The sequence below is a fragment of the Moorena sp. SIO3E8 genome, from assembly GCF_010692445.1.
Taxonomy (GTDB): domain Bacteria; phylum Cyanobacteriota; class Cyanobacteriia; order Cyanobacteriales; family Coleofasciculaceae; genus Moorena; species Moorena bouillonii.
In genome coordinates, this window is the sequence record NZ_JAAHHM010000144.1 from 1 (window position 1) to 14512 (window position 14512).

A 14512-nucleotide genomic window follows, 5' to 3' on the forward strand; every position below is an offset into this window, starting at 1 on the left:
TCTTTTAGCTCTTGCTTTTCTTCCGGACTCAAGTTCATGAGTTTTAGTAATTATTAGAAACTATTTATCATTAATAATATCATGATATCATGATTTTGGTATTTTTGCAAAACTGAGATGCACCCGACCGCCCCTAACACACCCTACAAAACTCATAACTCCAGCCCCTCTGTCATATTATCGGCAATTTCAGCACTAATATTAGGTAACATCACACCTGCCGCTTGCACAATATCCTGTCGATGCAAAAAATCTCGGAAACTTTCGTGATAAAACCGATAACGTGGTGGTCGATAAGTTTCTTGCTTCTGTAAAAATTGCTGCCATCCATCAAGCACTTCCTGCACCGTGAATTCATCCTGCTTAGAATAGTTGGCAATTGTTTGACGAGAAGCCGGACTACTTAAGGCACACATGACATAAACAATTTTAATTTTATCCCTGGGTAAAGGCTTGGTTGTCATCCCCATCAACTGCCAATGGTTTTCATAATAGCCTTGTAAGCCTACCGGTAATTCATCCAAGGGTTTATCATTATAAAAGCCATCGGCTATGGCTGGCAACACACAGCGCAAATACATAAAGTTATTTTCGCTTTTTCCCGCAATCTCTTCCACAAACTTCTGATTAGAGAGGGCACGTTGCTGGTTAATCCACTGACTCAACCCCTGTTTATAGTTATTATGATTAAGCAATTGCCAAATATAATCCTTTACATCTCGATTGCTTTCTTGAGACTTTTTCCTTAAATCCAATTCTTCGGTTGGTGTACTGGGGGATAACCGCAGCCTTTTTTCATTGTGATTATAGGGTCTTCTGGTCAGGATAAAATAAACACGGTCTGGCAAAATAGTCGGTAAGTATAAAAGATTACCAGCTCCCTCTTGGTCAACTTCATCTAAAGCATCTACAACAATCACCAACCGTTCACCGGCAGATAAGTTTTCTCTAACCTTAGCCAACAAGGTTGATAAATCAGCATCTTGAGCATCTGACAACTGGTAACGGGTGATCAATTGTTGACGGATTTTCCTTAGGAATAATTCTGGACGATTCATGCCCTCAGCACGACTATTAAAAAAACAAATAGCGTCTGGATTATCTAATACATATTTAGCAGCAATGGCGCTTTTACCCATCCCAGCATCACCAATAACAGTAAAGTAGCCATGAGTAGTGTTGCTGAAAAAGTCTTCAATAGCCTTAAAGACAAACTCACGTCCGCAAAATAAGTCAGTTTTGTCTTGAATAAATTGATCAAACTCTGGTGGTAACTGCTGTTGAGGCTCCCAGTCTTTTCTGTCAACGATATCAGTTGGTTTAATATTTAGAACCTTGCAAATATTTCTAACTGCCCATCGTTCTACTCCATGGGGACAATCTTTAGTACCAAGCAAGCGCTTAACGGTATCCACAGAGACACGGGCTTGCTGTGCTAGTTTCTCTTGAGTTAGTCTAGCGTCTTTGTAAGCTTGTTTGAGTCTGGCTTTACCTTGCTGACTCGATCGCACTTTGTCAGATTCACGCATTTTGATTTTAGGGAGCAGGGAGCAGGGAGCAGGGAGTCGGGAGTCGGGAGTCGGGAGTCGGGAGTCGGGAGTCGGGAGTCGGGAGTCGGGAGTCGGGAGTCGGGAGTCGGGAGTCGGGAGTTATGTAACTCGTGGTTACTGGGAATTTCACCAACTAGGGCAGATAGGTTTTTCTTGATTAACCTATTTGCCCTAATCTATTTTACACAGGACTTACGCAACGCCCCCTAAATCCCCCAATTCTGGGGGACTTTGACTTGATTACCCCCCAAAATTGGGGGGCAGGGGGGCAAAACCGACTAACTTCGTAAGTCTGATTACAGCAATAGGGCAAAGCCTAACATCAACTCAACCCATCTGCCCTTGCTGTAGATAGTTTCCTCTGAATAAGATACGAATATCAGCAGCAAACGATAGAAGATTTAGGAGACTAACAATGCCCTTTAATTTTAATAAGAAGCCACAAAATAACGATGACTACCGTGATATCAAAGAAGAAATCATCCGGGAATTATTACGACAAGTAAGACATAGTTACAACCTTGCTCTTGGTGTAACTGCTGCATCCGCGTTGATGACTTTATTTGGTGTCGGATTGTTATATATTGACAAAGTGTCGGAAGCAAGCCTGACCGCATCGGGCGGAGTTTTGGGCACTATTAATAGTGTCCAATTCGCCAAGGATTCACAGGAAGAATTAGAGGAAATGATGCATAAATTGTTAGATGAAACAGGGGATTAGTGTGGGGAGATAGGGAGATGGGGAGATGGGGAGATGGGGAGATTTGTATTAATGGTAGTGGTAAAATCCCTATATACTTTCTTGCCTATTGCCTATTGCCTCTTGCCGGGTGCATCTCCTAAAAGCTGTTTAATCCGGTGGGTGGAATGGGCATCTTGCCCGTTTCCTACGCACCCTACGCAACATTTACTGTTCCCTGTTCCCTGTTCCCTGTTCCCTACTTTTAGAAAATGTTTACCTCTCAATTCACCAACTTAGAACATTCTCGTTGGGTTACTTCATGGCGATAGCGAAACATTTGCTCTAATTGCAGGGTTACTAACCAACCAAACATGTCTTCGACTAAGGATCCTCCTGGTAAGGCAAATTCAATGGAATCAGTTAGCCGAGTTTTCTGGTCTTCTGGAATAAATTGATGGCGATGAACCCAATAATCAAAGGGTCCTTCTTGTTGTTTATCACTGAAGAGTCGGTATTGATCATACTCGGTATGAACAGCAATCCATTGTAAGGGAATTAGACCAAGAAAAATCCGAAATTCCGAAACAGCTCCAATCTCTAAACCTCCTTCACGACGGATCACCTGGATTGGTTGCCACGGTGGAGTGAGCAGATCGAGAATATCATCTCGCTCATGAAAGTTCCAAACTATCTCAACTGGTGCATTGATCACAGTAGAATAGTTAAAGTGCAGCATTACAGCAGTTTTGAATTGGGTTAGGTACTTACGCCAGCGGGTTTTAGGGAGCAGGGAGCAGGGACTTCGGAGCAGTTAAGAGGTAAGAGGGAAAAAATCCTGTGTACCTTATATCTATGAAAAACGGTGTAAATCACCAATTTATAAATAAATCTAAAACGCTGGTTTAGAGACCATACCCTGTCAACCTTCAACCTGTCAACCTGTCAACCTTCAACTGATCAACTTGTTAACCTGTCAACCTGTCAACCTGTCAACCTACCCTACGGGAACGCCAAGGGCGAACAACTTGTCAACCTGTGAAAGCAATCAAAAGGTTAGAGCTGGTAACGAGAGTCATTCCAACCATAAATTGGGTCTCTTGGCTGCTCTTTTTGGCGATTTTTTCTGATCTGAGTTGCTCTAATCAGGGTTTGCTTGACAATACTGACCAGGTTATACCATGTTATGTTCTGATTTTTGAGTAATTCCCGGATTCCTTGCAGAGCCAGTTTAGCGGCTAGAGATTCGGTTTCTTCTTCTGGTCTGATTGGTGTACAAACCCTGATCGGGTCTCGTTGCACGGCAGCAAAGGCTTGACGCACAGTAGTGCTAATCTGCTGCCTTAGTTTTTTGTTACCCTTTAACTGCTGCTGACGCCTCCCCTCTTCACTGGAAGCATACAGCGGTGGTAAACGATTGAGGGCGTAGGTAGCCACTTCTACCTGGTTGATATACTTAGCTAGCTTTGGAGAAAGTCGAGACTTTTGACGCTCTACTTCCTGAGTCACTAAGATTTCCATGACATTTTGATATGTTATTGCTTGATGTAATCGATGTGCTTCCATGACTTAACCAGTTAGATATTGCAATAAATAAAAAATCCTTGACGAGTGGCAAGATCAAAGATGGCAAGGTGAAAGACATTTTGTTTTACCTACGCAAGAACCAGCTCGTCAAATACCCTAATTGGGGTTACCATTTCTTAGTAACCCCTTTTTTGAACTCCTGTTGGATTAGCTTTGAGCTTCTACTACTGTAGTGAAGCTCTTTTAGATAGCTGTTATGTATCCTCTCAGGAACTCTAAACAATAGCTCTTTAGTATTTTTTTAGATTTGAGCTTAACCCCACACCTGGCCAGGGGAATCTGGTACTCACAATAATAACTCATCTTTTTGTTTCCGCCTATGATATATATCACAGGCAAAAGCCATGGTTGCGATCGCAATCCCAATGGTGAACCAGTCGCATTTTGTATAAATCTAGTACTAATTACTAAGTACTCAGGTCTTGATCAGAGTTTTTACTTATTACAAATTACCTAGGATTGCTAGAGCGATAATTATGTGTTATAATTAAAGGGTTTGGTTATTTTTTTTGACGACGCTGGATAATCTTTTCAGATACTTCTAAATCGACCTGGACTTTTCTAATTGCTAAGTCTGCGGGTAATCCTCTGAGATACCAGCGGTATACCTTGGCTAAGGTAGATTCATCGGCTTCAGCCATAGCCGATGCGATCGCATTTTGAACAGCACTAGGTACCATTTCCTTTAGGGTGGGGAATCGCTTGCTAGTCAACTCATCCCGACCACTTTTCAAGTTTAAGAAATCTTTAAATCCAGCCTTTGTTCCCATCGCAATCAGCTCATAGATCTGGTTAGCCAGTTTTGGTAGAGGTTGAACCTTGGGCAACTCAGAGAACTGCTCAGCCAGTTTTGCTAAAGAAGGTTTAGCCTTGGGCAACTCAGAGGACTGGTTAGCCAGTTTTGGTACAGCAGGTTTAGCCTTGGGCAACCCAGTTGGGTTCTTTCTGACAGCGTTAACCCCTTGGCGTTGATCCATAGCCTGATTCGCAGCGGCATCGGCTTCTGAATTCTGTGCTCGGGGAATCCACTCCAATTGAACAGAGTCAAACTGATTCAGCAGTGACTTAGCCTTTGTCCATAACGGTCGTAAGTGGGGTGTTTTAACTCTCCAGGTACCTTTAAGCTGATTGATAACCAGTTGAGAATCTCCTTTTAGGACTACCTGCCCAGCACCGATTTCCAAGGCTTTCTCCAAGCCAAGAATGGCTCCAGTATATTCGGCCTGATTGTTGGTAGCATGAGGGAAAAATTGACTAACCCTAATGGTTTGAGCTCCCGGTTGTTTAATAATAGCAGCAGCACCGGCTATTCCAGGATTTCCACGAGACCCCCCATCAAATAGGATAGTAATTTTGTTGTTAGTCTTTTTAGCTGTTACGTTGACTGATTGGTTGTTCATTTAGATTCGCTTTTGCGTTCACCCAGCAGCTCCTACAGAGCATCGCCAAATGCCTCTGAAGAAGGGAATTCTAGCCTACATATAATAAGGTATAGCAGTTCTTAATGAGGTGAGGGTTTTCGTGCTGGGTTAATGGGAGTCGGGAGTCGGGAGTCGGGAGTCGGGAGTCGGGAGTCGGGAGTCGGGAGTCGGGAGTCGGGAGTCGGGAGTCGGGAACAAAAATTATCACAATTATTGATTTAGGTACCCTAAAGTTCTCGGAAAGTGGTGTTATTATTGCTCAGCATTCAGCTAACGGGCTAACGGGCTACGGGGATGCGATCGCGCAAGTTACCCTTTTCGGCAAAGAGCCATAGCTATAGGTTTATACCAATTTCTGGTATAACAGATAACTTTCTCTTCTCCCCATCTCCCCATCTCCCCATCTCCCCATCCTTACAAGGGTAGGTTTTTTACAAAGGGGCAAGTATGTACTTTGATTGTCTTGATGCAGTCGCTCATGGGGGAAACCACGGCAGTCGCTCATGGGGGGAACCCCCTTTGGCGGCGCTGCCTCCCCAAGACCGCGCTGCATCGCTACGTATAAATTCCTAAAAATATGTATCAAAATACACAATAATTTCCGGAATAATTCTCCCCATTTCCCGCTTTTCCCGATTCCCGATTCCCGATTCCCGATTCCCGATTCCCGATTCCCGACTCCCGACCCAAATGTAAAAAACCTACCCCTGTGAGATCTCCCCATCTCCCTATTTCCCCATCTCCCCATCTCCCCATCTCCCGATCCAACCAATCTACTATCTTTGAATGCAACTCGGTATTAGATTGCTCTGACCTGCTCGGCAGCCTGGGCTAATTCAAATACCACCCGCGCCACGTAGGGGCGAATCATCCACCAGATTAAGGGTGATAACCAGCCTTTTAAAGTAACTGAGTAGGAAATATAAGTACCACAAAGGGTGGACTCTACCTGGTAAGTGACGCGATTTTCAACTCCAGGAATTGCCAGAAATCTTATACTGAGTAGCTCACCGGGTAAGACACGCTCTACAAAAATTCGCACCGGAATGGGGATCAAGCGAGTGACTACCTGATAAATTAAACCAGGTTTAGCCATTAAACCTTTTGGAGCATTGGTACTTGACAGCAGAGGATTCCAAGACACATCTGCTAAGTTGATCAGTTTTTGCCAGAGAACTTCCACTGGGGCAGTACTCAGGGCGCGATAGGTCTTGAAGAGGGAAAACTTACACCAAACCCCCTCGTGACCAGCAATTAACTTGAAAGAAAAATTAAGAATCACTACACGCCTCCCGCAGCTATGCTCAGGCAGATTTATGATCTTCCCCAAATGGCTTTGGTTGAAAAATCCATCTTTATTTAGGATATGATCTCAACTGCCTGGGAGTTTTGCCAACCCCCAGGGCTTCCCCTGAAGGTACCCGATCGTACCAACGAATAATTACCAACCAATAATTACCAACCAATAATTACCAACCAATAATTACCAACCAATAACATTGGCAAGGCAAACTTAAGGTTTGGCTTAGATACTCACTAGGATTGTTTATGACAGCTTTTCAGACGGACACAACAACTACCACTAATACCACTTCTTTACCTCCTGCTGACTCTAGGGAGAGAGTCAAGCAGTTGATGCAACAGCTGCAAGATACGATTTGTGAAGCTCTAGTAAAAGATGACGGGATTGGCACCTTCACAGAAGATGCTTGGGAAAGAGAAGAAGGGGGTGGTGGTCGTTCCCGTGTGATGCGCGATGGTTCAGTAATCGAACAGGGTGGGGTTAACTTTTCGGAAGTTTGGGGCAAACAGCTGCCACCTTCAATTTTGAAGCAGCGCCCCGAGGCAGCTGGACATGGTTTTTTCGCTACTGGTACCTCCCTAGTATTGCATCCTCGTAATCCCTATGTGCCCACAGTTCACCTAAATTATCGCTACTTTGAGGCAGGACCAGTCTGGTGGTTTGGTGGGGGAATCGATTTGACCCCTTACTATCCCTTTGCTGAAGATGCTGCCCATTTGCACCGCCAATTGAAACAAGCCTGTGATACTCATCACCCTGAATATTACCCAGTCTTCAAGTCTTGGTGCGATGAGTATTTTTATCTGAAACACCGTCAAGAAATGCGGGGTGTTGGGGGCTTATTTTTTGACTATCAAGATGGCACGGGTAAACTCTATCGTGGTCCCCATCCAGATGGTCCCGCAGCAGCTTACAGTGACAAGCTTGGGGTTTTGCCTCGGAGTTGGGAAGAGTTATTTGCCTTTGTCACAACCTGCTCTGAGTCCTTTTTACCCGCTTATCTACCCATTGTAGAGCGCCGTCGCAATATGGAATATGGAGACAGAGAGCGTAACTTCCAACTCTATCGTCGGGGTCGATATGTAGAATTTAACCTGGTGTATGACCGAGGCACAATTTTTGGTCTGCAAACTAACGGGCGTACTGAATCCATCCTGATGTCCTTACCCCCCTTGGTGCGTTGGGAATACGGTTACCAACCTGAACCCAATACACCCGAAGCTGAACTGTATGAGACATTTCTCAAGCCTCAAGACTGGGCAAACTGGACAGCTTAAACTGTTGTCATATCACTTATGGCAATACTAGGTCGATGTTAGGTATCAGTCGTCAGCTATCAGCCGTCAGCTATCAGCCGTCAGCTATCAGCCGTCAGCTATCAGCCGTCAGCTATCAGCCGTCAGCTATCAGCCGTCAGCTAATCAGCCGTCAGGTATCAGCCGTCAGCTATCAGTCGTCAGCTGAAGTAACTCAGCATTATTCCAATGCTTACCTGTTGTCTTGATGCAGTAGCTCATGGGGGAAACCCCCTTTGGCGGCGCTGCATCGCTTATTCACAAGCTGATAGCACCTCAAGTACCATGGCCTACGGCCAATGACTGATAGCTGATAGCTGATAGCTGATAGCTGATAACTGATAAGTGATAACTGATAAGTGATAACTGATAAGTGATAACTGATAACTGATAAGTGATAAGTGATACCTGACGACTGATAGCTGATAGCTGATAACTGATACCTGACGACTGATAGCTGATAGCTGATAACTGATACCTGACGACTGATAGCTGGGTAAAGATAGAATAGAAATCCAAGATTCATCCCCATCATTACCTTCATCTTCAGGTCTTATGGCCAGATTTGTGCAAAAATTTGGATACGCTCCCTGACATTTCACCAATCACTGTAAGCTAAACTAGCTTGCAGTGAGTAGCTCTATGATCCCAATCACAGAGGGCTTGCTTTAAGAAAAGTCTTCCCCGCTTAATTTGTTAGTCAGGGCGTATTAGTCAGGGCGTATTAATTAAAAAACATTTTGGAGCTTTTTCAGTTGGCTGGGAAGCAGTCAGGGGCTAAAGGTGGCGCTAGTCCTACAGGTGCCCTTGACCCATTAAGAATTAAATTCGCCACGGGTCGCACCTGAATCGTTCGGGACGCACTCTAAACTCTTAATGATTAGATTTGGTAAGGTTTCAATCAGCGGTAGCTGCGACAAGGAGGTGCTGATGGTTCATATCGATCAGAAAACTCATACTACTGAAGATGGTACAAATGTGATTGTTTTGAAACCGATTGGACGCCTGGACATCACTACAGCTTGGCCTTTTCGTCTGAAATTGCAAGAGTGTATTTCCCAACTGCGCAGGCATGTAGTGGTTAATCTGAGTCAGGTTGACTTTATTGATAGTTCGGGTTTGACATCCTTAGTGGCTGGCATGCGAGATGCTGACAAAATTAAGGGCAGCTTTCGCATTTGTTCTGTTCATCCAGACGCCAAGCTCGTGTTTGAAGTCACTATGATGGACACGGTGTTTGAAATTTTTGAAACGGAGGAAGAAGCCTTAGATGGTTTATCCAGTAGTATCCCCACCTGAATCAACCAATCTGGCATCGGCGGATGAAACTGGCAACCCCCACCATCATCTTTGATTTGGTGCTAGGCGCTTCATCGGAGATAATAAAAATAATATAAAGCTTCAATTCTGATCTGCCTTGTGAATACTGTTCGCACAGTCTCGGATACTAAACGGGATTTCTACACCTATCACACTCGTCCCATTAACTCTATTTACCGACGTGTAGTAGAAGAGTTGATGGTAGAGATGCATTTGCTGTCGGTTAATGTCGATTTTAACTACGACCCCATCTATGGCTTAGGTGTGGTGACATGCTTTGACCGGTTTATGCAGAGCTATCAACCGGAAAATGATAAAGAATCAATTTTTAATGCTCTGTGTCAAGCAGTCGGAGGTGAAGCTCACCAGTACCAGGAAGATGCCCAAAGGCTCAAAAGTAGCGTAGAGTCTATGTCTGGAGAAGATTTGCTCTCCTGGTTCAGTTCCCCAACCTCTGAGAATGGGACTGGGGATTTGGCTACCACTATAGCTGCGATCGCACAAAATTCTCAGTTTAAGTACAGCAGATTGTTTGCCATTGGTTTATTTTCACTACTAGAGCAGGCGGACTCGGAGTTAGCTCAGGATCAAAAGCAGCTCGAAGAAGTAATTAACAAAATTACTAGTGGATTAAACCTTCCTTCCGAAAAGCTCAAAAAAGACTTGGAGTTGTACCGCAGCAACCTGGAAAAAATGGCACAGGCTCGGGTAGTGATAGAAGATGCCATTCAAGCTGATCGCAAAAAGCGGGAGGAGCGTGCTAAAGAGAAAGAAAAATCAGCTACCCCTAGCAGCGATTCCACCCCATCTGCCGAAGAAGAATCAGATTCCTCTTCGGATTCCTCTTCGGATTCCTCTTCGGATCAAGCCCCATCTTCCTAGCTAGGTTTTTTGGTCTAGCAGGCTGATATCCCCCGGATAAATCCCAGATAAATCACGGGGGCTAATCCCATCACTCTGGGAAAAAAGGTCAAAGAGCAAGGTACCTAAGCAATCAGCAATCAGCAATCAGCAATCAGCAATCAGCAATCAGCTGATAATCTCAGTCCTGGTATCAAGGACAATCTCACCCGAAATTATCTTAAATCAAAGGTTGTAATAGTTGAATCAGGTCTTCCGCTTGTCTGAGCCCCTCTATCCGTTGTTGAGGCTGACCGTTTTTAAACAGTACCAAGGTTGGTAACGCCTCAATGCCATACTGGGAAGCAAGCTGGGGGTATTTGTCCGTGTCAATTTTTACAACTTTCAAACGATCTTTGAGCTCAGCATTGACCTGTTCTAGGATAGGAGCCATCATCTGACATGGCCCACACCAAATGGCATAGAAATCTACCAACACGGGCACATCTGAGCCAGATAATAATTCTTGGAACGTTGTGAACTGCTTTTTAACGGCCATGAGCAAGAAACCTTTCCTAGTCCTTCTGCTCGATTCTAGTCCAAAATGATTGGAGCTGGATTAACCTAAAGATTCTTGTAAAGTTAACTTTGGAGGAAACCTATCCTGCCCACAGGAGAAGATTAGGCAGGATTGAAAACAATTCAAGGTTTATGGAAACATTACAGACATCTGGGCAACCATCTTCCCAACAATTAAGCGATCGCATAGCCATCGTGACCGGTGCCTCGCGAGGAATTGGCCGAGCTGTAGCCCTGGCCTTAGCTGGGTCAGGGGCAAAGGTTGTAGTCAACTACGCCAGTTCCAGTAATGCAGCTGATCAGGTCGTAGGGACTATCATTGATGCTGGGGGTGAAGCTTTAGCACTTCAGGCTGATGTGTCTCAAGCTGAACAAGTTGATGCCCTAGTTAAAGGGACTCTCGAAAAGTTTGGTCGTATAGACGTGCTAGTGAATAATGCTGGGATTACCCGCGACAACTTGTTATTGCGGATGAAACCCTCAGATTGGCACGCAGTCATTAATCTGAACCTGACTGGGGTATTTTTATGTATCAAAGCAGTGAGCAAACTGATGCTCAAGCAAAAGTCTGGTCGGATTATCAATATTGCTTCAGTAGCAGGACAGATGGGAAACCCTGGTCAAGCCAATTACAGTGCTGCCAAGGCTGGTGTGATTGGCTTGACCAAAACCGTTGCCAAAGAGTTTGCTAGTCGTGGCATTACAGTCAATGCCGTAGCTCCGGGTTTTATTGCCACTGATATGACCACTGACCTTAAGTCAGAAGCCATTATCGAGCACATCCCTCTAGGTCGTTACGGTCAGCCAGAAGAAGTAGCTGGGATGGTAAGGTTTTTGGCAGCTGATCCAGCTGCTGCCTATATCACTGGACAAGTGTTTAATGTTGATGGTGGTATGGTTATGGCTTGAACCCCCCGGCAGGTCTGTGTTTCAAGTTCCGGAAAGTTTAAAATTGTCAGACGAATTAGCACTCTTCGTGTAAGAGTGCTAAATTTGCTAATGGAGACACAAAGCAACTTTAAACAACCAATGGCAAAAATCGTTTCGTTTGACGAAGAATCCAGACGCTCATTGGAGCGGGGGGTTAATGCCCTAGCTGATGCTGTACGTATTACCCTTGGTCCAAAAGGTCGTAATGTGCTTCTGGAAAAACAGTATGGGGCACCCCAGATTGTCAATGATGGTATTACCGTTGCCAAAGATATTGAACTGGAAGACCCCTTAGAAAATACTGGCGCTAGACTGATTCAAGAAGTCGCATCCAAGACTAAAGACGTTGCTGGAGATGGCACTACCACAGCTACCATTCTGGCTCAGGCCATGATTCGAGAAGGTCTTAAGAATGTGGCAGCTGGCGCAAATCCTGTAGCTGTGCGCCGAGGAATCGAAAAAACTGTTGCCGAGCTGGTCAAAGAAATTGAGGGCATGGCACAGCCGGTTCAGGGAACTGGGATCGCTCAAGTTGCTACAGTCTCCGCTGGTAACGATCCAGAAGTGGGTGAGATGATTGCCCAAGCCATGGAAAAGGTCACCAAAGATGGTGTGATCACCGTTGAAGAATCCAAATCCCTCTCCACCGAATTAGAAGTAGTGGAAGGGATGCAGATCGATCGCGGTTATATTTCCCCTTACTTCGTGACCGATAACGAACGGATGACAGTGGAATTTGAAAACCCCTACATCCTGATTACCGATAAAAAGATTAGTGTGATCCAGGATTTGGTACCGATTCTGGAAAAAGTGGCTCGTGACAGCAAACCCTTGCTGATTATTTCCGAAGATCTAGATGGAGAAGCCTTGGCAACTCTGGTGGTGAATAAGGCCAGGGGTGTGTTGAATGCCGCTGCGGTCAAGGCACCGGGATTTGGCGATCGCCGCAAGCAAATGTTACAGGATATTGCAGTTTTGACCGGTGGTCAGGTGATATCCGAAGATGTTGGTTTGAGCCTGGATACTGTCTCTCTAGATATGCTAGGAAATGCTACCAAAGTTAGCATTGACAAAGATAGCACCACCATTGTAGCTGGTGGTCAAACTAAGGCAGATGTAGAAAAGCGAGTTGAGCAAATCCGCCGCCAGCTAGCAGAAACTGACTCCGAATACGATAAGGAGAAACTGCAAGAACGGATTGCTAAACTGGCCGGTGGTGTAGCCGTAATTAAGGTTGGTGCGGCAACTGAAACAGAACTCAAAGACCGCAAGCTGCGGATTGAAGATGCCCTCAATGCTACTAAAGCTGCGGTAGATGAAGGGATTGTTCCTGGTGGTGGTACAACCTTGATTCGCTTAATAGAAAAAATTCCTGCACTGACAAACGACCTACAGGAAGAAGAGAAAGTTGGTGCAACTATTGTAGCCAGGTCATTAGAAGCTCCCCTGTGTCAGATGGCCGATAATGCTGGTGTTGAAGGTTCCGTCATTGTAGAGAAAGTACGGGAGAGTACTGGTAACGTTGGCTATAATGCTGCTACTGACACAATTGAAGACTTGATTGCTGCAGGTATTATTGACCCTGCCAAGGTAGTACGCTCATCCCTACAGAATGCTGCCTCTATCGCTGGTATGGTCTTGACCACAGAAGCCCTGGTGGTAGAGAAACCTGAACCCAAATCCGCTGCTCCTGCTCCCGACATGGGCGGCATGGGCGGCATGGGCGGCATGGGTGGCATGGGCGGCATGGGCGGCATGGGCATGATGTAGTGCCATTATCTAGTGCCATTAGCTAGTCTCTTGCTTTGCTAGAATAAAGCCTTAAAGCAGCCTGTCCTCAGGGACAAGCTGCTTTTTGATTCGTCATTAGTCATGGCGTGAGTCAATCTTGAGTAAACTCATTTATGGAGTATAATTTACCAATCATTATCCAGACTCTTCTTATCCCCCTTTACGAAAAAAACCTTAAACTAGTCTTTTTAAGAGGTTTACTATAAATGGATAACGACCAAAACTTGCTAATCCTGACGATTTATATAATCGGTGTTACTTACGTTTTGTACAAAGCGTTTCAGGAAATAGACAAACTTATAACCGTTAAGGTAGACTCTGATGCTATCAATCAGGAACTGGAAAAGCACAATCTTAATGATTTCATGGAAGTCAACTTTGGCTTCGATCCTAGCTATAAATTGGATGACTTAAAGGATCTTAAACTGAGTGTTAAAAATAAAACCAACGAGAATCCTGTTTATATTGAAATAGACTGGGATAAGAGTATTATCACTGACTTGGGAAATAATGCACGACCTATGGTTTGGGTAAATTCTGGTGATATGGAAGAGGCACCGAAAAGCCAAGACGTTGGTAAAATTCGTCCTGGTCAAAATTGCGAATTTAAGCTGAGCGATGAAAAGATTAAAGATGCATTATTTCCGGAGAAAGACTTGAAGAAGGCGATTAAAAATGGTGGCCAATTTAATCTCCAATTATTATTCAATATATTTGAACCAAATACTGGAAAAAGCAGTTCGTGCTACTTACCCTGTAGGTTTACACCGATCAAGGTACACTGGACCCAGGCTATAGTTCTTGCCTTGCAGCCTCAATAGGTCTAGCAGTTGGGAGTCTATTTGGGAGTCTATTTAGAGGATTTTGGTTTGTCTCCAGTATTACGAACGTTGACCAACTTATTGAGTACTTCAAACCAAAAGGGGGCTCCCATACAGATTGCGATCGCACTCAAAATAATCCCGACAACGAATTTGAAGTAAACCCAAGTCAAACCCAGCTCTCTGGGAAGATGATTCGGTTCTTCAAACTGCTCTATAAGATTAGTTTCTCCCCAGCCAATGGGAAGAAAGGCTAGGTCATCTACAGCTGATTGGGTAAGTCAGCAGGGTTACCCCCGCTTCGTCCCCTAAGCACCGTGCGAACAAGTCTCCAAGTACACGGCGCAACTAACTCCAAAAGAACTCATTTATCACTGCCTTCTCTTTTCTTAGATT

Annotated in this window: 21 protein-coding genes; 9 read left to right on the plus strand and 12 right to left on the minus strand. The window is 44.6% G+C overall.

From position 1 onward, the window contains the following. Positions 1–152 precede the first annotated feature (152 nt). Both F6K46_RS32790 and F6K46_RS32795 read right to left on the minus strand, forming a co-directional pair. The gene (locus F6K46_RS32790) at positions 153–1529 is read right to left on the minus strand and encodes an AAA family ATPase (protein WP_293065851.1); all 1377 of its coding nucleotides are present in this window, start codon (positions 1527–1529) and stop codon (positions 153–155) included. Positions 1530–1536: 7 nt separating this feature from the next. Continuing rightward, complete coding sequence (locus F6K46_RS32795) at positions 1537–1680, minus strand: hypothetical protein (RefSeq protein WP_293065854.1); 144 nt, start codon at positions 1678–1680, stop codon at positions 1537–1539. Positions 1681–1965: 285 nt separating this feature from the next. Between F6K46_RS32795 and F6K46_RS32800 the strand changes: the two genes are divergently transcribed. After that, positions 1966–2271 carry a hypothetical protein gene (locus F6K46_RS32800; protein ID WP_075906807.1) on the plus strand — a complete coding sequence of 102 codons (306 nt, stop codon included), beginning with the start codon at positions 1966–1968 and terminating at the stop codon, positions 2269–2271. 33 nt (positions 2272–2304) lie between these two features. Further along, on the plus strand, positions 2305–2529 hold the full coding sequence (locus tag F6K46_RS32805; protein ID WP_293065856.1) for a hypothetical protein: 225 nt from the start codon (positions 2305–2307) through the stop codon (positions 2527–2529). On the opposite strand, the gene F6K46_RS32810 is transcribed toward F6K46_RS32805, so the two are convergent. The 7 genes from F6K46_RS32810 to F6K46_RS32840 all read right to left on the minus strand — a co-directional run bounded on the left by F6K46_RS32810 (position 2513) and on the right by F6K46_RS32840 (position 6519). Next, positions 2513–2968, minus strand: coding sequence for an SRPBCC family protein (locus F6K46_RS32810; RefSeq protein ID WP_293065859.1), 456 nt, complete (start codon positions 2966–2968; stop codon positions 2513–2515). The genes F6K46_RS32805 and F6K46_RS32810 overlap by 17 nt on opposite strands. Before the next feature lie 317 nt (positions 2969–3285). After that, positions 3286–3795, minus strand: coding sequence for a late competence development ComFB family protein (locus F6K46_RS32815; RefSeq protein ID WP_293065861.1), 510 nt, complete (start codon positions 3793–3795; stop codon positions 3286–3288). 521 nt (positions 3796–4316) lie between these two features. After that, the gene (locus tag F6K46_RS32820; protein ID WP_075906800.1) at positions 4317–5216 is read right to left on the minus strand and encodes a ribonuclease HI family protein; all 900 of its coding nucleotides are present in this window, start codon (positions 5214–5216) and stop codon (positions 4317–4319) included. Positions 5217–5286: 70 nt separating this feature from the next. After that, on the minus strand, positions 5287–5445 hold the full coding sequence (locus F6K46_RS32825) for a hypothetical protein (RefSeq protein WP_293065865.1): 159 nt from the start codon (positions 5443–5445) through the stop codon (positions 5287–5289). Positions 5446–5580: 135 nt separating this feature from the next. After that, positions 5581–5790, minus strand: coding sequence for a hypothetical protein (locus F6K46_RS32830; protein ID WP_293065868.1), 210 nt, complete (start codon positions 5788–5790; stop codon positions 5581–5583). 29 nt (positions 5791–5819) lie between these two features. Next, positions 5820–6029: a hypothetical protein gene (locus tag F6K46_RS32835; protein WP_293117761.1), complete on the minus strand. Its 210-nt coding sequence runs from the start codon at positions 6027–6029 to the stop codon at positions 5820–5822. 7 nt (positions 6030–6036) lie between these two features. Further along, positions 6037–6519 carry a polyketide cyclase/dehydrase and lipid transport protein gene (locus tag F6K46_RS32840; RefSeq protein ID WP_075897982.1) on the minus strand — a complete coding sequence of 161 codons (483 nt, stop codon included), beginning with the start codon at positions 6517–6519 and terminating at the stop codon, positions 6037–6039. A gap of 266 nt (positions 6520–6785) precedes the next feature. Between F6K46_RS32840 and hemF the strand changes: the two genes are divergently transcribed. Both hemF and F6K46_RS32850 read left to right on the plus strand, forming a co-directional pair. Next, positions 6786–7817: an oxygen-dependent coproporphyrinogen oxidase gene (hemF, locus tag F6K46_RS32845; RefSeq protein WP_293065876.1), complete on the plus strand. Its 1032-nt coding sequence runs from the start codon at positions 6786–6788 to the stop codon at positions 7815–7817. Between the two features lie 35 nt (positions 7818–7852). Continuing rightward, a complete protein-coding gene (locus F6K46_RS32850; RefSeq protein WP_293065879.1) occupies positions 7853–8044 on the plus strand; it encodes a hypothetical protein in 192 nt (63 codons plus the stop codon). Positions 8045–8111: 67 nt separating this feature from the next. On the opposite strand, the gene F6K46_RS32855 is transcribed toward F6K46_RS32850, so the two are convergent. Beyond that, positions 8112–8354 (minus strand): hypothetical protein, encoded by a 243-nt coding sequence (locus F6K46_RS32855; protein ID WP_293065882.1) that lies wholly within the window; start codon positions 8352–8354, stop codon positions 8112–8114. A 411-nt stretch (positions 8355–8765) separates the two neighbouring features. On the opposite strand from F6K46_RS32855, the gene F6K46_RS32860 reads away from it, so the two are divergent. Then, positions 8766–9134, plus strand: coding sequence for an STAS domain-containing protein (locus F6K46_RS32860; protein WP_070396558.1), 369 nt, complete (start codon positions 8766–8768; stop codon positions 9132–9134). 120 nt (positions 9135–9254) lie between these two features. Further along, entirely contained in the window at positions 9255–10037 is a 783-nt protein-coding gene (psb29, locus tag F6K46_RS32865) for a photosystem II biogenesis protein Psp29 (RefSeq protein ID WP_075897988.1), read from the plus strand. Between the two features lie 199 nt (positions 10038–10236). On the opposite strand, the gene trxA is transcribed toward psb29, so the two are convergent. After that, positions 10237–10554 (minus strand): thioredoxin, encoded by a 318-nt coding sequence (trxA, locus tag F6K46_RS32870; protein ID WP_075897990.1) that lies wholly within the window; start codon positions 10552–10554, stop codon positions 10237–10239. A 152-nt stretch (positions 10555–10706) separates the two neighbouring features. Between trxA and fabG the strand changes: the two genes are divergently transcribed. The 3 genes from fabG to F6K46_RS32885 all read left to right on the plus strand — a co-directional run bounded on the left by fabG (position 10707) and on the right by F6K46_RS32885 (position 14116). Further along, a complete protein-coding gene (gene fabG / locus F6K46_RS32875; RefSeq protein WP_293065886.1) occupies positions 10707–11483 on the plus strand; it encodes a 3-oxoacyl-[acyl-carrier-protein] reductase in 777 nt (258 codons plus the stop codon). Between the two features lie 120 nt (positions 11484–11603). After that, a complete protein-coding gene (gene groL, locus F6K46_RS32880; protein WP_293065889.1) occupies positions 11604–13274 on the plus strand; it encodes a chaperonin GroEL in 1671 nt (556 codons plus the stop codon). Positions 13275–13501: 227 nt separating this feature from the next. After that, the gene (locus F6K46_RS32885; protein ID WP_070391961.1) at positions 13502–14116 is read left to right on the plus strand and encodes a hypothetical protein; all 615 of its coding nucleotides are present in this window, start codon (positions 13502–13504) and stop codon (positions 14114–14116) included. A 29-nt stretch (positions 14117–14145) separates the two neighbouring features. On the opposite strand, the gene F6K46_RS32890 is transcribed toward F6K46_RS32885, so the two are convergent. Continuing rightward, positions 14146–14289 (minus strand): hypothetical protein, encoded by a 144-nt coding sequence (locus F6K46_RS32890; protein WP_293117764.1) that lies wholly within the window; start codon positions 14287–14289, stop codon positions 14146–14148. Positions 14290–14512: the final 223 nt, after the last annotated feature.